At 56.9% G+C, this 18,659-nt stretch carries 21 protein-coding genes; 5 read left to right on the top strand and 16 right to left on the bottom strand.

Annotation, left to right across the window (positions count from 1 at the left end):
* Positions 1–28 precede the first annotated feature (28 nt).
* From ABJF76_RS15805 to ABJF76_RS15755, 11 genes are all read right to left on the bottom strand, one after another.
* Positions 29–775, bottom strand: a complete 747-nt coding sequence (locus ABJF76_RS15805; RefSeq protein WP_413819438.1) for a hypothetical protein — start codon at positions 773–775, stop codon at positions 29–31.
* Positions 768–1,589: a sulfite exporter TauE/SafE family protein gene (locus tag ABJF76_RS15800; RefSeq protein ID WP_413819439.1), complete on the bottom strand. Its 822-nt coding sequence runs from the start codon at positions 1,587–1,589 to the stop codon at positions 768–770. The genes ABJF76_RS15805 and ABJF76_RS15800 overlap by 8 nt, the downstream gene beginning before the upstream one ends.
* A gap of 32 nt (positions 1,590–1,621) precedes the next feature.
* Entirely contained in the window at positions 1,622–2,641 is a 1,020-nt protein-coding gene (gene dusA / locus ABJF76_RS15795) for a tRNA dihydrouridine(20/20a) synthase DusA (RefSeq protein ID WP_413819440.1), read from the bottom strand.
* Positions 2,642–2,856: 215 nt separating this feature from the next.
* A complete protein-coding gene (locus tag ABJF76_RS15790) occupies positions 2,857–2,985 on the bottom strand; it encodes a hypothetical protein (protein ID WP_413819441.1) in 129 nt (42 codons plus the stop codon).
* Between the two features lies 1 nt (position 2,986).
* Positions 2,987–4,171 (bottom strand): formate dehydrogenase subunit gamma, encoded by a 1,185-nt coding sequence (locus ABJF76_RS15785; protein ID WP_413819442.1) that lies wholly within the window; start codon positions 4,169–4,171, stop codon positions 2,987–2,989.
* Positions 4,172–4,250: 79 nt separating this feature from the next.
* Positions 4,251–4,844, bottom strand: coding sequence for a formate dehydrogenase FDH3 subunit beta (gene fdh3B / locus ABJF76_RS15780; protein ID WP_413819443.1), 594 nt, complete (start codon positions 4,842–4,844; stop codon positions 4,251–4,253).
* A gap of 12 nt (positions 4,845–4,856) precedes the next feature.
* On the bottom strand, positions 4,857–7,742 hold the full coding sequence (locus ABJF76_RS15775; protein WP_413819444.1) for a formate dehydrogenase subunit alpha: 2,886 nt from the start codon (positions 7,740–7,742) through the stop codon (positions 4,857–4,859).
* A 65-nt stretch (positions 7,743–7,807) separates the two neighbouring features.
* Positions 7,808–7,996, bottom strand: coding sequence for a twin-arginine translocation signal domain-containing protein (locus ABJF76_RS15770; protein ID WP_413819445.1), 189 nt, complete (start codon positions 7,994–7,996; stop codon positions 7,808–7,810).
* Between the two features lie 58 nt (positions 7,997–8,054).
* Complete coding sequence (locus ABJF76_RS15765) at positions 8,055–8,663, bottom strand: molecular chaperone (RefSeq protein WP_413819446.1); 609 nt, start codon at positions 8,661–8,663, stop codon at positions 8,055–8,057.
* Positions 8,660–9,301, bottom strand: a complete 642-nt coding sequence (locus tag ABJF76_RS15760) for a DUF3306 domain-containing protein (protein WP_413819447.1) — start codon at positions 9,299–9,301, stop codon at positions 8,660–8,662. Before ABJF76_RS15760 ends, ABJF76_RS15765 begins: the two co-directional genes overlap by 4 nt.
* The gene (locus ABJF76_RS15755) at positions 9,298–9,864 is read right to left on the bottom strand and encodes a DUF3305 domain-containing protein (RefSeq protein ID WP_413819448.1); all 567 of its coding nucleotides are present in this window, start codon (positions 9,862–9,864) and stop codon (positions 9,298–9,300) included. The genes ABJF76_RS15760 and ABJF76_RS15755 overlap by 4 nt, the downstream gene beginning before the upstream one ends.
* Before the next feature lie 306 nt (positions 9,865–10,170).
* Between ABJF76_RS15755 and ABJF76_RS15750 the strand changes: the two genes are divergently transcribed.
* Positions 10,171–12,120: a 4Fe-4S binding protein gene (locus tag ABJF76_RS15750; RefSeq protein ID WP_413819449.1), complete on the top strand. Its 1,950-nt coding sequence runs from the start codon at positions 10,171–10,173 to the stop codon at positions 12,118–12,120.
* Here ABJF76_RS15750 and ABJF76_RS15745 read toward each other — a convergent pair.
* Positions 12,114–12,839 carry a hypothetical protein gene (locus ABJF76_RS15745; RefSeq protein ID WP_413819450.1) on the bottom strand — a complete coding sequence of 242 codons (726 nt, stop codon included), beginning with the start codon at positions 12,837–12,839 and terminating at the stop codon, positions 12,114–12,116. The genes ABJF76_RS15750 and ABJF76_RS15745 overlap by 7 nt on opposite strands.
* A gap of 74 nt (positions 12,840–12,913) precedes the next feature.
* Between ABJF76_RS15745 and ABJF76_RS15740 the strand changes: the two genes are divergently transcribed.
* The 4 genes from ABJF76_RS15740 to ABJF76_RS15725 are packed head-to-tail and all read left to right on the top strand — an operon-like array spanning position 12,914 to position 15,366.
* Complete coding sequence (locus ABJF76_RS15740; RefSeq protein ID WP_413819451.1) at positions 12,914–13,108, top strand: DUF6494 family protein; 195 nt, start codon at positions 12,914–12,916, stop codon at positions 13,106–13,108.
* A gap of 1 nt (position 13,109) precedes the next feature.
* Positions 13,110–14,177 carry an Mrp/NBP35 family ATP-binding protein gene (locus ABJF76_RS15735; RefSeq protein ID WP_413819452.1) on the top strand — a complete coding sequence of 356 codons (1,068 nt, stop codon included), beginning with the start codon at positions 13,110–13,112 and terminating at the stop codon, positions 14,175–14,177.
* Complete coding sequence (locus ABJF76_RS15730; protein WP_413819453.1) at positions 14,174–14,875, top strand: biotin/lipoate--protein ligase family protein; 702 nt, start codon at positions 14,174–14,176, stop codon at positions 14,873–14,875. The genes ABJF76_RS15735 and ABJF76_RS15730 overlap by 4 nt, the downstream gene beginning before the upstream one ends.
* The gene (locus ABJF76_RS15725) at positions 14,872–15,366 is read left to right on the top strand and encodes a DUF6505 family protein (RefSeq protein ID WP_413819454.1); all 495 of its coding nucleotides are present in this window, start codon (positions 14,872–14,874) and stop codon (positions 15,364–15,366) included. The genes ABJF76_RS15730 and ABJF76_RS15725 overlap by 4 nt, the downstream gene beginning before the upstream one ends.
* On the opposite strand, the gene ABJF76_RS15720 is transcribed toward ABJF76_RS15725, so the two are convergent.
* The 4 genes from ABJF76_RS15720 to iolG all read right to left on the bottom strand — a co-directional run bounded on the left by ABJF76_RS15720 (position 15,367) and on the right by iolG (position 18,658).
* Complete coding sequence (locus ABJF76_RS15720; protein ID WP_413819455.1) at positions 15,367–16,170, bottom strand: substrate-binding domain-containing protein; 804 nt, start codon at positions 16,168–16,170, stop codon at positions 15,367–15,369.
* The gene (locus tag ABJF76_RS15715) at positions 16,167–16,862 is read right to left on the bottom strand and encodes an ATP-binding cassette domain-containing protein (RefSeq protein WP_413819456.1); all 696 of its coding nucleotides are present in this window, start codon (positions 16,860–16,862) and stop codon (positions 16,167–16,169) included. Before ABJF76_RS15715 ends, ABJF76_RS15720 begins: the two co-directional genes overlap by 4 nt.
* A gap of 2 nt (positions 16,863–16,864) precedes the next feature.
* Complete coding sequence (locus ABJF76_RS15710; RefSeq protein ID WP_413819457.1) at positions 16,865–17,569, bottom strand: ABC transporter permease; 705 nt, start codon at positions 17,567–17,569, stop codon at positions 16,865–16,867.
* Between the two features lie 102 nt (positions 17,570–17,671).
* Complete coding sequence (gene iolG / locus ABJF76_RS15705) at positions 17,672–18,658, bottom strand: inositol 2-dehydrogenase (RefSeq protein ID WP_413819458.1); 987 nt, start codon at positions 18,656–18,658, stop codon at positions 17,672–17,674.
* Position 18,659: the final 1 nt, after the last annotated feature.

Below are 18,659 nucleotides of genomic sequence, written 5' to 3'. Positions count from 1 at the left end.
TTCCAGCCGGTCTCTGAGTCAGAGACCGTTACCCGAGCCAATCGCGCGCTTTTGCGAATTCGGGCCGAAAGAATGCAATCATGCGCCCCGGCCCCGCCCCACTTTCCCATGGCGCAGTGCCATGCAGCGCGAAGCGGTGGATCAAAAACGCGTCCCCCGGTCTGGCACGGATCGCAACCGGCGCGCATGTTTCAAACACCTTTCGCCGCGCCACGTGATAGGCCTGCGTTAGATCAACCTTGTTAAGGTCTTTGTCCCCTACGGCATCAACCAAGGCATGCTGCATAATCTTATGACTGCCCGGCCACACGACCGTCGGGGCCGCCGTCGCATCATTCAATGGGACACCCAGAATATAGGCATGAAACTCGCGCGCAAAGCGGCGGCGTGCGGCACCTTCAAGCAGCAACCCATCTACATGAGCTGCAAACCGATCGATGCGGTAACGATGATTGGCCTCGGACTGCGCTGCGTCGCGTTTGGGATACCCCGGATAAACGATCGACAGTTGGGCTGCGTGCAACGTGATGTCGGGCACAACGTCGCGCCATGCGCCCCCTAATGCAACGCCGTTGATACTGCCGTCCTTCGCATTGGGCAGCACATCCACACCCACAAACCAAGTATCCCCATGACGCAATTGTTGCGCGCGCACCACCGGGTCACTGGCAACAGACACAGCCACCGGATAGGCGGCCTTTACCCAAGCGGAAACCTCTGGGTCCGCGTGAAAGACAGCAAACCCGTCTTGCGAAATCTGGTTTACCTTATCCAAAGACAGCCTTACGCAACATATTCAGCGCCACAAACACAAGGAACACAGCAAATACCCGCTTCAGCGGGCCCGGATCCATCGCGTGTGCCAGTTTTACCCCCCAAGGGGCCGTGATCAACGTCATCGCGATGATAACAAAGAATGCAATCAAGTTAACCGCGCCAATGGTAAAGGGCGGCACCGGGCCGCTCATATCCACCAGCAAAAACCCGATCACTGCGGGCACTGCAATCAGCACCCCAAACCCTGCCGCCGTCGCCACGGCGCGGTGAATGGGCACTGCAAACAGGCTCATCAGCGGGACACCAAAGCTGCCCCCGCCAATGCCCATCAGAACCGATAAAAAGCCCATGCCCGGCGACAAGGCCGCACGGCCCAATCCCGTCGGCATAGCCGCACCCAATCGCCACTCCTTGCGGCCAAAGCCCATGTAAAGTCCAACACTCAACGCCAGCACGCCAAAGATCGCCTGCAACGTTGTTGTGCGCAGCTGCGCCACCACCAGCATCCCCACAACCGCGCCGATCACGATGCCCGGCGCCCATGTGCGCAGGATTTGCCAATCCACGGCACCCTTTTTGTTGTGCCCATGCACGGATCGAACCGATGTCACGATGATTGTGGCCAAAGACGTGGCCAAACACATCTGCATCAACCCCGGCCCATCATAGCCAAGCACTTGAAACGCATAGAAAAACGCAGGAACCAAGACGATACCACCGCCCACACCCAGCAGACCTGCTAAAACACCGGCAAAGGCACCGATGACCGCCAAAAGCACCAACATCTGAAGAACAAGGAACGTATCTGGCACAGGTGTCGCTTTCTTTTTAGGGCAACGCCTGTCTACACCGCTTTCGCCACCGGAGCCAGAGCAGTGACATGGCTGAGTGCGGCCAAAACAAGCTCGGGTCCGGCACCGGGTCGCACGGCTCCTTCACTCAAGGTCCGCCGCCATGCCCGCGCACCCGGGCGCCCTGAAAACAGACCCAACATGTGCCGCGTGATTTGATTAAGCCGACCACCCACCGTCAGATGCGCCTCGATATATGGCAACATGGCCATCACGGCCGCTTCGGCGTTGCTGTCTTCATCTTGCCCAAAAACCCGCCTGTCTGCCTGCGCCAGAATGTCCGCCGGTTGGTGATAAGCAGCCCGTCCGATCATCACCCCGTCAAGACCCATATCAAGCAGGTCAAGCGCCTGATCCAAAGTTTCCACCCCGCCATTGATCGAAATATGCAGATGTGGAAACAACTGCTTCATACGCATCACAAGATCATAGTCCAAAGGCGGCACATCACGGTTTTCCTTGGGGCTTAGGCCCTTTAACCAAGCTTTGCGCGCATGGATCGTCACCCGGTCACACCCAGCGGCGATGATGCGGGCCAGAAATTCGGGCAGCACTTCTTCGGAGTCTTGTTCGTCCACGCCTATGCGGCACTTAACGGTTACCGGCACGTCAACCGCGGCCCCCATTGCAGATACACAATCCGCCACGCGCGCCGCATCTCGCATCAAAACCGCACCAAACGTACCAGATTGCACGCGATCAGAAGGGCAACCACAATTGAGGTTGATTTCATCGTACCCCGCCTCTGTCCCAATCCGCGCCGCTTGCGCCAATTCAACGGGATCAGAACCGCCAAGCTGCAATGCGACCGGATGTTCGGACACATCGTGCGCCAACAAATGCATCGCCCCACCGCGCACCAACGCCGGGGACGTGACCATTTCAGTATAAAGCAGTGTCTCGCGGCTGAGTTGCCGATGCAGGAAGCGACAGTGGCGATCTGTCCAATCCATCATGGGTGCAACGGATAGGCGCGCATGGCGATGCAAATTATATCTTTTATTTTCAGACACTTGCATCACCGTACATTCATAAATCTCAAGTTGGCTGGATAATCGATATTTGGGCAGACAACAAGAGATGGTGAAAAGCAACAATGCACAGGCGGGTTAAGCGCGAAAATGCCGTTCGCTGCGAAAGTCCCAAAACCGGATCAAGAAACGCAAATTGTCCTGCGTCCATTCATGACAACAAACGGTTCACATTATCAAACTATGGAAACATGCACCTAGTTCAGCCGCACGTTGTCCGATGCAGTTCCGCCTGTCACGCCGCCTGCCTCAAGACGTTCGAGAATTTGGTTTGCACCAACCGAGATCACAACAAGTGCGAGTAACGCCAAAAGAAACGCTTTCATATCAAGTTCCTTCTTTGCCGGGGTCTTTGGTCCCTAGGACCTCTTCGGCCCAAATGCTGTGATGTTCGCGTGCCCATTGTTCCTCGACCTCGCCTTTGCCCATGGCGTCAAACGCGCCTTCCATGCCCACAGATCCAAGGTAGATGTGGGCAAAGATGATCGCCGTCAGCACAAGGCTGACCAGCGCGTGCCACAGTTGAGCGTATTGCATTTCTTCCTGAGGTTGCAGCGGATATGGTAGGTCAGCCAAGCCGAACCACCCCGGCGCACCTATGCTGTTGAGGGTCGAAAACGTGTGCCCAAACAGGTTGAACGTGAACGGGAACAGCAAAGACACCCCAGACAGCGCAATCGAACCACCCAAAACAATCACGGCCCAAAAGATCAGCTTTTGACCCGCGTTGAATTTCTTGGCCGGAGGGTGTTCGCCGCCAAATAAACCACCCGCTTTGGCCAGCCAACGCAGATCGGTGCGGTCGGGCAGATTATGCACCACCCAGACGACAAAAATGATGACAAGTGCGACGATAAATGCCCAAGAGACGTTGTTGTGCACCCATTTGCTGCCCACAGCGACAAACGAAAACGCGTAATGGCCAAAGGTCGGGATCAGCACTTTGCGCCCGAACAGCGAAATCAGCCCCGTGACCCCCAACACCAAGAAAGAAGAGGCCAGCAGCCAGTGCCCAAAGCGTTCAAACGCTTTGAAACGAGTGATCGTACGCCCGGTCTTTTCGCCGTGGATCCGCATGCGGCCACGGATCATGTAAAACAGTACAAGCGCCAAAAGCGTTCCGGCCAGCAGATAGGTGCCAAAGCGCAGCAAAGGCCCCTCGCGGAAGGTCAGCCACCACATGCCGCCATCCTGTACCAGCGTCGTTGACGCCGGTCCGCGGCTTTGTGTTGTGATATCAGCGCTGCCATAGCGAAAAGCTCGCCACAGGTCGGGGTCCGACGCCCCGCCTCGGGTGCCAAGCTGGTTTTGTGACGGCGCCGCGCCCTCTGGGTCGCCCGTTAGATCGCTGCGGAAACTGTCGTCGATGCTTTGGCCTTCTTGCCTGCGCATGATGTCTTCAAGTGTCTGCGCACCACCCGTTGCCGCGCGTGCGTCACCACCCGCATCTTGCGCATGTAACGGCGTGCACAGCGTCAATATAAGAACGAGAAGGCTGAAAATACGCAGCATCAAAGCTTCCTTTGGTCGGATGAAAGAAAGGGCGACCCCGTAAAAGGCCGCCCCTTTTTATACGTTCAAAAAGAGGCGCTTAACCGCCTTTTTGATCATAGGCCGTGCCCCAACCCCAAGCACCGGACCCAAAGCCGCGGGCGACAACCCGTTCGCGATAGATGCCCGACACAATGTCACCGTCGCCGGCCAACAAAGCCTTGGTTGCGCACATTTCCGCGCAGATCGGCAGTTTGCCTTCGGCGATGCGGTTGCGTCCGTATTTGGCGAATTCGGCGGTTGAGTTGTTCTCCTCTGGGCCACCAGCGCAGAAGGTGCATTTGTCCATCTTGCCACGCGATCCAAAGTTGCCCGCCTGCGGGAATTGCGGCGCACCAAACGGGCACGCATAAAAGCAATAGCCGCAGCCGATGCACAGGTCTTTGGAGTGCAAGACCACGCCGTCTTCTGTTTGATAGAAACAGTCGGTCGGGCAGACCGCCATACACGGCGCGTCCGAACAGTGCATACATGCCACCGAAATCGAACGTTCCCCCGGAGAGCCATCGTTGATCGTTACCACTTTGCGGCGGTTGATCCCCCATGGCACTTCGTGTTCGTTCTTACAGGCTGTGACACAGGCGTTGCATTCAATGCAGCGTTCAGCATCAACGAGAAATTTTGCTCTAGCCATTCTACTTCTCCCTTATGCTGTTGTGATTTTGCAAAGAGTCGCCTTGGTCTCTTGCATTTGGGTTACGCTGTCGTAGCCATAGGTTTGTGCCGTGTTGCTGGATTCACCCAACACAAACGGGTCGGCCCCTTCGGGATATTTATCCCTAAGATCAACACCTTCGAGGTGACCACCAAAGTGGAATGGCATAAACGCCACCCCTTCGCCGACGCGTTCAGTGACCATGGCCATCACCTTGACCTTGCCGCCTTCGGGCCCTTCGACCCAGACTTGCGCGCCATCACGCACACCAAGGTTGTTGGCATCCCGCGTGTTGATTTCGACGAACATGTCTTGCTGCAATTCGGCCAGCCAAGGGTTGGATCGCGATTCATCGCCCCCACCCTCGTATTCGACCAATCGGCCCGAGGTCAGGATCATCGGATAATCTTTCGAAAAGTCCTTTTCCTGGATCGAGGCATACATGGTCGGAACGCGCCAGAACTTCTTATCCTCGTAAGTCGGATAATCAGCCACCAGATCACGGCGGTTGGAATACAGCGGCTCGCGGTGGATGGGAACCGGATCTGGGAAGGTCCAGACCACGGCGCGCGCCTTGGCGTTGCCAAAGGGTGCGCAACCATGCGCAATGGCTACTCGCTGAATGCCGCCCGATAGGTCGGTTTTCCAGTTGGTGTTGGCCCCTGCAACCGCTTCAATAGCTTCGGCCTCTTCGGGCGTCAGATCGCCGTCCCAGCCAAGATCAATCAACATTTGCATCGTGAACTCTGGATAGCCGTCTTCGATCTCGGAACCGGGGTTAAAGACACCTTCAGCCAACAGGTTGTCGCCGTCACGTTCAACGCCAAAGCGGGCGCGGAACGTCAGGCCACCTTCGGCCACCGGCAACGACATGTCATACAAGTTCGCCGTGCCGGGGTGGTTCATTTCGGCAGTGCCCCAACAAGGCCACGGCATCCCGTAGGTATCACCATCTGCCGGTCCACCAATTGCGCGCAAAGATGTGCGATCAAAGGTGTGTTGGTTGGCCATGTGCATTTTCATCCGCTCAGGGGATTGCCCTGTATAGCCGATGGTCCACATGCCTTTATTGAACTCGCGCGTGATGTCCTCGACGTTGGGTTCATCCCCTTCATCCATTGCGATGTTGCGGAAGAACTTATCGTGGAAGCCGAACTTTTCGGCAAACCGCGCCATGATCCAGTGGTCTGTTTTGGATTCAAACAGCGGTTCCACAACTTTGTCACGCCATTGCAGCGACCGGTTGGACGCGGTGACAGAGCCACGGGTTTCGAACTGCGTACAGGCGGGCAGCAGATAAACACCGTCTTCACGGTCCTGCAACACGGCGGAAACAGTCGGATATGGATCCACGACGACAAGCATGTCGAGCTTTTCCATCGCCGTCTTCATCTCTTTCTGACGGGTTTGGCTGTTTGGCGCGTGGCCCCAAAGGACCATTGCGCGAGTGCTGTCGGGTTGGTCGATGTCTGCGGCATCTTCCAGCACGCCATCAATCCAGCGACTGACAGGAATGCCTGTCAGGTTCATCATCGGGGTCTCGCCGACAGTTTCATCGCTGAACTGGCCTTTGAGCCAATCAAGGTCTTCGTCCCAGACACGCGCCCAGTGGGCCCATGATCCGGCAGACAGGCCATAATAACCCGGCAATGTATCGGCCAAAACGCCAAGGTCAGTGGCGCCTTGCACGTTGTCGTGGCCGCGGAAAATATTGGTGCCGCCGCCTGCGGTGCCCATGTTGCCCAACGCCAATTGCAGCACACAATACGCACGCGTATTGTTGTTACCATTGGTGTGCTGTGTGCCACCCATACACCAGATTACAGTGCCGGGACGGTTGTTGGCCAAGGTGCGCGCAACCCGTTCCAGTTGGCTGCCGGGGGCGCCAGTGACGCGTTCGACCTCTTCGGGTGTCCAGCGGGCGACTTCTTCTTGGATTTGATCCATGCCCCAGACGCGGGTGCGGATGAATTCCTTGTCTTCCCAACCGTTTTCAAAGATGTGCCACAAAATGCCCCACACCAATGCCACGTCCGAACCGGGCCGGAAGCGAACATATTCGTCTGCGTGGGCCGCAGTGCGGGTAAAGCGCGGATCGCACACGATCAGAGGCGCGTTGTTTTGTTCCTTGGCGCGCAGCATGTGCAGCAGCGACACCGGGTGTGCCTCGGCCGGGTTGCCGCCGATCAAGAAGATCGCGCGCGAATTGTGGATGTCGTTGTAGCTGTTGGTCATGGCGCCGTAGCCCCATGTGTTGGCTACGCCCGCAACCGTGGTCGAGTGGCAAATGCGCGCTTGGTGATCGACGTTGTTTGTGCCCCAATAGGCGGCGAATTTGCGGAACAGATAGGCTTGTTCGTTGTTGTGTTTGGCTGATCCCAGCCAATAGACAGAATCCGGCCCGCTTTCTTCGCGGATTTTGTTCATGCCGTCGCCGATCTCGTTGATCGCAGTTTCCCAGCTGATACGAACCCATTCGCCGTTTTCTTTTTTCATCGGGTACTTCAGGCGACGTTCACCGTGAGCATGTTCGCGCACCGCCGCCCCTTTGGCGCAGTGCGCCCCAAGGTTGAACGGGCTGTCCCAGCCGGGTTCTTGTCCGGTCCACACACCATTGTCGACTTCGGCAATGACCGTGCAGCCCACAGAACAGTGTGTACAGATTGATTTGATCGTCTCGACCGCGCGGGTCGCGGCCGTTTGGGCGCTCGCTTGGGTGACGGTGCCGCCCGTCGCAGCGATGGCCGTCAACCCACCGATGGCAAGACCTGATCCGCGCAGAAACCCGCGTCGGTCAATTGAATGAGACCCTTGATTGGCAACGATTGGCGTACGCGCCGTGCGACGCGTTGTGCTGTTGGTCTTTTTTCTCAGCATTTTCTTCCTCCCTTATCCAGCCGTGCCGGACGTCTTCTTTTTTGGCGGCGCTCACCGCCGAATTTCTAGAAACGCGTACTTTCGAGATAGGCGCGCGTGTGGGCGGTGTCTTGCATCGTCTCGGACGACAAATCCGCAGGTTGTGCTTCGGTTTGCGTTGCGCCAGCCGTCACAGCAACGGCCGCAGCGGGGGCAGCGGTGCCTGCCAGCTTCAGAAAATCGCGGCGGCTTGCGCCTTTGGTCTTATCGCTCATGGGATGTCTCCCCTTTCTGTTAACGGTGAGCATCCCCACCAGTTCAAAAGCAAGCGCGTTAGCTTGCCGTCATCCGAAATGCTTCGCGTTCGATGTCCATAAACGCAGCCCCCACAGCACCAACAGATGCATAAAGCACCGATGATTTTGCGGCCTGAAGGTCTTCGAAATAAAGTTTCGCCCAGTTTGCGATGTGGGCATTGAAAAACGTGCGTTGTTCTTGAACCGTCGCAACCCGGCCAAAGCGGCCAACGATCATGCCGGCCATCATTTCCATAAGGGATGCAATGTTGTCTTCGGGTTCGAACACGTCACCAGAACGTTCGATGCCAAAGGTCGCCATCGTGGCGCGCAAGTTGGCAAGCGGCTTTTCATTCAAGAACCCCGTTAGGTAATAGCTGGCATAGGGCAGCAATTCGCCCCGCCCCAACCCGATGAAAAGCGCGTTGAATTCGGTCTGAACAGCCTTGGGTTTGGACACGTTGGCAACCCGCGCAAGCCCTTGGATCGCCTGCCCCAGATCAGTGTCGTCGCCCGTCAGCCCAGCGCTTTGATCGAGTAGCATCTGATCAGGCGGGCCAACCAACATCAGCCCCAAATAGTTGTACAAATCCGCGCGCAGGCGGTCTTCTTCCAGAATATCGGGCTGTGCCGTCGCCACGTTCATGCAGAGTGTTCCTCGAACTGAAAGCGCATCCGGCGCGGTGGTAAGGATTTTGGATCTTGCGTCGCATCGATCGCCGTATGTTCGGGGGTCGCATCTTCGGGGATCGCGTCGTGCGTTGCACACGCTTCGATCGCAGGGCGGTCTTGTTCATCGTCGGTCAAGGCCGACAGGTCCTCAGTCGGTTCAACCTCGATGACCGGCGTCTCATCAGCCTCGCAGGCTTCGGCGGCTTCTTTCTGGCGTTCCATTTCCAACAGATGCGACAGCATGCCTTTGCCGACTTGATAGCCGGTTTTGATCACACCCTGCCCCGTGCTGCCCGTGAGATAATCGTCATCATAGTCATTCAGCCCATCCACGCAGGCCAGAACTGGGTTGCTGCGCCACAACGTGCGCAGCGCGCGTTTGCGAATATGCGCCGGAACGGTTTTGGCCATGAACACTTTGAAATCATCCCCCATAACCATGCTGTCAGGGTCGGGCAGATCAAGTTCTTCAAGGATTTCAGCGTCTGTCTTTTCCTCAAGCGCGGCTTGTTCGGCCTGCACTTGCGCCTCTTGCGCGGCAATATCGTCCGCAGCTTGTTCTGCGGCAACAGCGGCACGGCGGCGCGCCCAAGATGAGCCAAATTCACTCAATTCAGGGCCACCTTTCGTCGAGGGGCCCGATAGACATCGCTCACTTGGCGAATGCGCGGATCGCCGATGCCATCCTCCACCTGATCCACATTCATATTCTTGCGGCGGCGTTTCACAAAAGCTTCTTCTTCGTAGAAATTCTCGACGAACTCGAGAACCCAAGCGTGCAACCCCTCGGGCATCGGGATTTTTTCCACCAATTCTTCGGAAGAATCGCAATAATCCTGCGCCTCATAGGGCGAGGCCGTGACGACGGCGACCTTCCATGGGAAATCAGACGCCGCTTCGTTCTGGCGCAAGATGATATAGATTGAAGGATCGCGTGTCTGTAATTCGTGGGCATATGCCTCGGCGTCGGACACATAAAGCGTGAGGGGCAAAGTAGCGGCGTGAAATTCTGCAACATCACCTTCCGTCCGCAACAGCTTCCAATCCGCCGGCCCGGCCCCAGGCAAAACGGCCGATACTCGCCAAGCATGTTTGGCCCAACGTGTCACACCCGGCGTGCGTCGCACGGCGACACCGACCGGAATTGTTTGCGCGTTGGGAAAGCTCTTAGGCAAGAATAGCCCCCTTGGAATTTGCAATGATGTTGCGAAATACTCCTCCGAAACTGCGAATTCTCAAAGGCATTTATTTTCACCGTTTCGTGCGCACGCCAATGCTGCGCTGCGGCTTTTTCGCAAGCAGCATATGAATAACGGGTTCTCTGCCTTTGAGCGCGAACTGACGTCCAACACCCTGCCCGCCTTTCTGCATCTGCACAGTAAAGGCTTACAGAATCTCTAGGTTATTTTTTGGTTTACGGCGCGCGTTTTTCCTGCCTAGCTAACCGATGACCCGCAATGTCGCGCAACCTCAGGATATATATGCAAAAGTCAGTGCTACTGTGTGATTGCCTTGGATCCCAATCGCTGGATGAAACGGCCATAAGCGCGGCAACGGGTCTGGCGTGTGGCCCGTGTCATAGCAGTCTGTGCGTTGAAAACATTGACGTGGCCGCCGCTGCGATTGCACAAGGTGACGTGATCATCGCGTGCCAACAAGAGGCCCACCGCTTTGCAGCCCTCGCCGATGAGTTAGAGGCCGACCTACCCGAATTCGTCGACATCAGAGACCGCGCCGGTTGGAGCGATGACCCCCAAGACGCGACCCCCAAAATGGCCGCCTTGATTGCGGATGCGGCGTTGGTTGAACCCATGCCCAAGTCGCTGGACATCATCACCGAAGGTACGTGTTTGGTGATCGGCGCCGCGGATGTGGCCATCGCAGCGGCGGACAAACTGGCCGACGCGTTGGCTGTGACGGTCTTGCTGGCACCGGGGGCTGAGATTATGCCAACCCCCGCCTATGATTGTGTGATCGGCAACTTACGGCAGGCGACTGGGTCGCTTGGGCGGTTCGAGCTGCGCATTGACGCCTTTCAAGACAGCAAACTTGGCGGGCGCGGCAGCCCTGCCCTGTCGGAACCGCGCGATGGCGCGTTGTCGAGCTGCGACATTATCCTAGACTTAACTGGTGCGACGCCACTGTTTCCTGCCCCCGAAAAACGCGATGGGTATCTGCGTGCAGATCCCAAAAGCCAGCCTGCTGTTGCGGACGCCATTTTTGCGGCCAGCCAAATGGTCGGCACCTTTGAAAAACCGCTTTATGTGCGAATGGAACCGTCATTGTGCGCCCATTCGCGCGCTGAAAAGCCAGCCTGTTCCAACTGCCTGAATGTTTGCCCAACCGGTGCGATTTTATCGGCAGGCGAACACGTAGAGATTGATCCGTTGATCTGCGCCGGATGCGGTGCCTGTTCGGCAGTGTGCCCGTCGGGTGCGATCACCTATGATGCCCCCACACCTGACCACATCTTTCGACGTATCAACACATTGGCTTCGACCTACCGTAAAGCGGGCGGCACGGATGCGACGCTGCTGGTGCATGATGCCCATGGCAGCGATATGATCAGCCTTGCCGCCCGGTTTGGCCGTGGCCTGCCAGCGCATGTGATCCCGATGGAAGTGTCGACCCTGTCCGGTTTTGGTCACGCCGAAATGCTGGGCGCATTGGCCAGCGGTTTTGCCCGCGTTGATGTACTGCTTGGGCCTAAAACCGAACGAGATGCGCTTGATCCGCAATTGGCGCTGGCCGATGCGATTTCACCCAACAAGATCGCCTTGCTGGATATCGCAGACCCCGACGCGCTGTCAGATCATCTGTTTGATCAAGCAAGCGGCACCGCCCTTGCCGCCCCCGTTCTGCCCCTTGGGACACGGCGCCAAGTTGCGCGCCTGTCGGCAAAAGCGTTGAACCCCGACGCCCTCGCGCTTGCCCTACCGGAAGGCGCTCCATACGGAGCCGTCTTGGTAGATACTGACGCCTGCACTCTGTGTCTGGCCTGTGTGTCGCTGTGCCCCTCTGGCGCGCTGGCTGACAATTCGGATTTACCGCAATTACGTTTCCAAGAAGACGCCTGCCTGCAATGCGGATTGTGCAGCAATGTGTGCCCGGAAAAGGCGATTACATTGCAACCACAATTGGATTTAACAGACGCTGCGCTGGCCCAAACCGTTCTAAACGAAGAAGAACCTTTTCCTTGTGTTGAGTGTGGTACATTGTTTGGGGTTAAATCGACCGTCGAGAAGATCACCGAAAAGCTGGCAGGCAATCATGCAATGTTTGCCAACCCTGACGCCATTCGGATGATCCAAATGTGCGACAATTGCCGGATCAACGCGCAATACCATTCGCAAAACAACCCCTTTGCGGGTGGCGAACGCCCCCGCCCACGCACCACCGATGACTATTTGTCAAAGCGCAAGGATCACTGATTTTGCAACGGCGCGCCAAGATCGGCTGGCGGGATGGTGGCCACATAGGCCAAAATGGCTTCAAGCTCGTTTTGTGTGATCTCGACCGGGACAATGGCGGGCGGCAAATTCGCGCTGAACGGCGGCGTGATGTCTTTAACCTGCGTAAAACTGGGATGCGGATTGAGGACATAAAATGTGGCAAAGCGGTTCTGCCAGTCCTCAAACGTGCGCATCAGGGCAAAGGATGGTGTTTGGCCCATCCCCTTCATGCGGTTGGAATCATTGATCACATGGCAGCGGCCACAATGAAGCAAAGCCAACCTTTCGCCTGCGATCGGGTCGCCGTCAAACGTGGGCTTTGCGACGACAACCTTAACCGCAATGTCGGTGCTGAAAAGTGCGGTATCACCGACTTTAAAGCCATTGATCGTGCGCCGCCCGATGTCGGACAACAGCCAATTGATGAACAACTCAGGCCCCGCCGCGTCGCTGTGCGATATATGCCAAAGCGTATCCAAACCCGAAAAAACCGGTGTGCCCACCGCCCCGAATTGGACATCGCCATCGTCCTCGACCAAAGTGATCCGCACACCATGTTTCAGCGAAAACCGTGGCAGGATGTGGCGCAACACCCCGGTGTCGACAAGGGCCGCGGGGGCGGACACGCTGAAATCCCGATCCTGCGCAAGTGCCGCCAACGGAAACAACAAACACGCCAGAAGAAGTGCAATTTTCACGTTTGTGTCCCTGTTAAGTTCAGTGCAGCCTAGGGGGCGAAACCCAAACGGGTCAAGGAAATCGGAGAACAACAATGAGTGACGCCTACAACATGTCGATGCGCAAATTCCTCAAACAGGTGGGTGTGACATCGCAACAAGCCATCGAAAACGCCCTACGCGATGCCGGAGAAACCGAGGGGCGCAGCTTTGAAGCCAAGATGGTTTTAACCATCGACGGGTTGGATATCGAACATGTCGTGACTGGCACTATCGAAGGGCAATCCTGACGTGGCTGTCACCCGCGAAGCCGTGCTTGCCATTCTCCAGGACGTCATTGACCCGATCAGCGGCGCTTCTGTCGTCGAGGCGGGCATCGTCAAAGCACTGACCGTTGATGACGGGCGTGTGCGGTTCGTTATGGAAGTTTCGGGCAGCCACGCCGAAGCCTACACCACCCTTAAAGATGGTGCAGAGGCGCAGATTGCGGCCCTTGACGGTGTGGAGCAGGTGTCCATCGTCATGACCGCACACAGCGCGCAACCCGCCCCACCCGATTTGAAACCGCAACGTGGTGCCGCCCCAACTGGCCCCGAAAAAATCCCCGGAATTGATCGGATCATTGCCGTTGCCTCTGGCAAGGGCGGTGTGGGTAAATCAACTGTGGCGTCCAATCTTGCCTGTGCGTTGGCAGCCGAAGGGCGGCGCGTTGGGCTGCTTGATGCGGATGTCTATGGCCCATCGCAACCGCGCATGTTGGGCGTGTCGGGACGGCCCGCGTCGCCGGATGGCAAAACCATCCTGCCGATGCGTAACTTTGGCGTCACAATGATGTCGCTGGGTCTGATGGCAAACGAAGATCAAGCAGTCGTGTGGCGCGGCCCCATGCTGATGGGCGCGTTGCAACAGATGCTGACTCAAGTGCAATGGGGTGCACTGGATGTGCTGATTGTCGATTTGCCGCCGGGCACCGGTGATGTGCAGATGACCTTGGCGCAGAAATCGAAACTTGATGGGGCAATCATTGTATCGACCCCCCAAGACATCGCCCTGCTGGATGCCCGAAAAGGTATTGATATGTTTAACCAATTGGGCACACCCATCATCGGCATGATCGAAAATATGTCGACGCATATCTGTTCGTCATGCGGTCACGAAGAACACCTGTTTGGCCATGGCGGCGTCGCCGCCGAGGCGGAAAAGCTGGACGTGCCTTTGTTGGCTGAAATCCCGTTGCATCTTGATATTCGACTGGCGGCAGATGGGGGCGCGCCGATTGTGGTCTCCAAACCTGATAGCCCGCAAGCGCTTAGTTTTCGCACTGTTGCCCAAGGTTTGATTGCCAAGGGGGTGGCATGACAGAACCGCAATTTCCGCCACTGTTTACTGGGCAGGCAGCACACGGGGATGACCCGTTTCGCTTGGCCTGTGCGGCGGCGGATGCGGGGTGCGATGCGGGACTTGTGGTGTATGATTTGGCCCCCGACATTTTGCGCGCTGCCATCGTGTTTGCGCCTGATGTCCCCTTGGGCCAAGTAGCCGCGATTTTGCCGATTTGTGGCGTCGGTTTTCAGAACGCTTTGGGTGTCCTTGCCCCGCCAGAAGTTGGCGTGCATCTGGGTTGGAATGGCGATCTTTTTGTCAACGGTGGGCGGTGCGGCGCACTGCGCATGGCGGCCAAAGGACAGCTAAACGATGAACCGGATTGGGTCGTCGTATCGCTTTCGCTGACACTTTGGCCCGCTGATGACGAAACGGGGCAAACACCTGATGTAACATCCCTTTACGCGGAAGGCTGCGCCGAGGTTGGCGCGATAGAGCTGCTTGAGGCATGGGTGCGTCACGCTTTGGTTGGCATCAACACATGGGCCGATGATGGCCCTGCGCAACTGCACCGCGAATGGGCTGGTTTGGCCCATGATTTAAGTGGCGAAATCACCGTCGCAGGCCACACCGGCACCTATATCGGTCTGGATGAAAACCTGGGCCTGCTGTTGAAGGTTGCGGGCAAAACTGTTCTGCTGCCCTTGACCGAAAACCTAACGAGGCCCCTATGAAACTTGCCCGCGCCATCCATTTTGACGACAGCGATACGCGCGTGTTTCACAATCCGGCTCGCACGGGCGAGTGGTGCATTTCAGGCGGCTTTGAATTTTCCAACTGGTCCGAGGCCGATCTGATTGGCAAGGCGCGGCAAGCGTTTTCAAATGGGTGGATGGGATGCGAGACATTTGGTCGGACAAGCTTTGTCGCCGTCACCCAAATAGAGCCCCAAGAACAGGGCGCAATTGCCCAGCTTTTGGCGCAGCATTTTGTCGATATTTACGGGGCGCCCTCTGTTGAGGCGGCGTTGAACGTGGCCCAAGAAGAGATCGACCAGATGTCCGAGTTGTGCGCGGATCATGCGCCCAACACTTTGTTGACGGTTGCGCGCGAATTGACGCCCGCAGGTGTGCGCGAAGCCTACCGCGTTATCGAGGCTCAGGATGCGGATATCACACAATTCGCCGTCCACGGTTCATTGGATGACGAACCGCACCACCATTGATCATTCGGCCACTGCGTTGAAAACAAACAGCGTTTCGCCGTCTATCCGATAACCATTGATCAATGACTTTGCCCGTGGGCTGGTCAACCAAACCTCAAGTGCGCGGGCCTGATCGTGTTTGATCGCTGCATTTTTGTCTGGGTTCACTGGCAGGTACGCGTATTGATTGAACAAAGCCGGATCGCCTGAATATAGCAGTTCAAGCCCGTCTTTGTTGCCAAAATTCAACCAACTTGCACGGTCTGACACCACATAGGCCTGCATCGCAGAGGCAGTGTTTAAGGCGGCCCCCATCCCTGCCCCAACGGGGCGATACCACGCGCCAAATGTATCCGGATCCAGCGCGGCACTGGCCCAAACATTGCGTTCAGCTTTGTGTGTGCCACTGTCGTCACCACGGCTGACAAACGGGACCTGTGCGCGCGCCACACGTTGCAAAGCCTCTGCAGAGCTTGCGGCCCCTGCGATCCCAGCGGGGTCGTCAAAGGGGCCAACAACCACAAAATCGTTGTACATAATTTCACGCCGATGCGTGCCATGTCCGGCGGCGATAAACGCGTCCTCGGCCGCGCGCGAGTGGACCAAAACCGCATCCACATCCCCCGCCGCCCCCAATCGTAGGGCTTGACCCGTGCCGACCACCAACATCTGAACCTCTAAGCCCAGATCGTCCCGTATCGCGGGCAACAACACGTCTGACAAACCAGAATTGTCAAAGGACGTGGTGACAGCAAGGCGCATGCTATCGCCCAAGGCCTGTTGCCCCAACATGATCGTTAGCAAAACCGCAGCAAGGCGTTTCATGTCACGATGTCTCCTCTGAGAAAGGCGGCAAATGCGTCTGTTTGTGGGTGATCAAAGCAATTCTGCGCCTCGCCAGTTTCGTGTATTTTCCCATCCAACATAAAGACGACGCTTGTCGCCAGGCGGCGCGCCTGCCCCATGTCATGGGTCGCCATTATAATCCGCGTGCCACCTGCCGCGGTGTCTTCCAACAGAGCTTCGATTTCGCGCGTGGCATGGCCATCAAGATTTGCACAAGGTTCGTCCAGAAACAGGACATCCGGTTTGCGGATCAATGCGCGCGCCAACGCTAGCTTTTGGCGCTCGCCGCCTGACAATCGGGACGCGGGGCTTGGTCCTGCGTGCCCTAGACCGATGCGGGTCAGCCAATGTGTAACAGCTACAGAAATATCGTCTTTTGGCGTGCGCACTAAACGCAGCGGATAGGCCAAGTTTTCAGCCACAGAACGGCGCATGATGATCGGAGATTGGAATACAAAAGCGTGGCGTTCCGGGCGATCTTGCGCCCAGCTTACCTTGCCTCCGTTTGTCCGTTCAATCCCATGCATCACGCGCAGTAGCGTCGTTTTTCCAGACCCGTTCGGCCCTAAAATGATCAGCGGCCCGCCTTGGTCGACACCCAAATCGACGGGCCCAAGAATGGTTTTGCCACGTCGGCGCACCACAATCTGATCAAGGGTTAAGGGAAACATGTTCACCACCGCCCCTCGCGTTCTGTGCGCGACAAGGTGTGGATTGCGATGTTGACCACCACAGCGATGCCGATCAGCACAAAACCAAGGCCAAGCGCCAAGGCAAAGTCGCCCTTGCCCGTTTCGAGCGCAATTGCGGTTGTCAGAACACGGGTGACTTGGTCGATGTTCCCGCCGACAATCATAATCGCGCCGACTTCGCCGATGGCACGTCCAAAACCGGCCAAGGCTGCGGTCAGCAAATTGCGCCGCCCATCGCGGATCAATGTCATGATCCGTTGGGATTTGGTTGTGTTCAACGAAATCAACAGATCGTGGTATTCCGCCCACAGTTCACGCATGGATTGGTGCGCGATCGATGCAATCACTGGGGTGATGATGACCACTTGGGCAATGATCATTGCCGTCGGGGTGAACAACAAATCCAACACCCCAAACGGCCCGCTGCGCGACAATAAAATATAGACCACAAGACCAACCACAACCGGCGGCAATCCCATCAATGCGTTGATCATCGCGATAATAACCCGGCGATAGCGAAAGCGTTGCACCGCCAAATAGGTGCCCAACGGCATTGCGATCAGCGACGCCACAACAAGTGCGGTCAGGGTCACGCGCAGCGATCGCAGGCTGATCTCCCACAGCTCGGGATCAAACGTGATAATCAGCCAAATCGCGGCCTTCAGTCCTTCTATGATATCGAACATGAAAGCGTTGCTATTGCCTTGATTACCATAGGCACAAGCGTCCTGTTTTTTACGCTAGAAAACAAGACGAAAACGATCGCGCTGTGTTCACACCGGCTTGTTTTACAAAGCCACTGGCGCGCCATTGATCCACGAAAGCGTCGCCGCGTCCGCAATCAACTGGGCCTTTAGACCGTCAGCAATCGTCGGGGTTGGCACGCTGCCCGCGTTGATAGCTTCAATAAAATGAGCCATCTCGGCATGATATGCCGCCTCGTAACGTTCTAGAAAGAAATGCTGCGCTGGGGCGCGGCGAAATCCGGCTTCGGTTGCGGCCTCGACTGTGTTTTCCAACATGTTTTCAGCGCGCAACATGCCTTTAGAGCCGTGCACCTCGATGCGTTGATCGTATCCATAAGTAGCGCGGCGCGAGTTCGAGATTTGGCAAATTTTACCGCTGGCCGTCGTCAAAGTGACTGCTGCTGTGTCCACATCACCTGCTTTGCCGATCTCGGGGTCAACAAGGGCGGCGCCGACGGCAAAGACTTGCACAGGCTCTTCGCCCAGCAAAAAACGTGCCATATCAAAGTCATGGATCATCATATCGCGGAAAATCCCACCCGAGCTTTTGATATAGCTGACAGGGGGCGGATTTGGGTCGCGCGACAGAATCGTGACGATTTCAACGGCTCCGATTTCGCCCCCTGCAATACGGGCCTGTACGTTGGCAAAGTTCGGGTCAAAGCGCCGGTTAAAGGCTGTCAAAAAGACAACGCCATTGGCCGTCACCGCTTCCATACAGGTGCGTATGCGATCGGCTGACATATCCACCGGCTTTTCGCAAAAGATCGCCTTGCCCGCTTTGGCGGCGGCTTGGATAATGTCGAAATGAGTATCTGTCGGGGTGCAAATGATGATCGCGTCCACATCATTAGCGGCGATGATCGCGTCGGTGTCGCGCACTTCGGCGCCTGTTTGCGCGGCCAGTGCGTTTGCAGCCTCGGGGAAGGCATCAGATACCGCCACCAGTTTGGCACCCGCCAACCGCATCAGCGACCGCGCATGCACCTGTCCGATGCGTCCGCAGCCCAAAATTCCAATGTTCACCATA

Source organism: Tateyamaria sp. (genome assembly GCF_039940735.1).
In the GTDB taxonomy this organism is placed as follows: domain Bacteria; phylum Pseudomonadota; class Alphaproteobacteria; order Rhodobacterales; family Rhodobacteraceae; genus Tateyamaria.
Note: the sequence above shows the minus strand (reverse complement) of the source record. Positions and strands in the feature narration are given on the sequence as shown.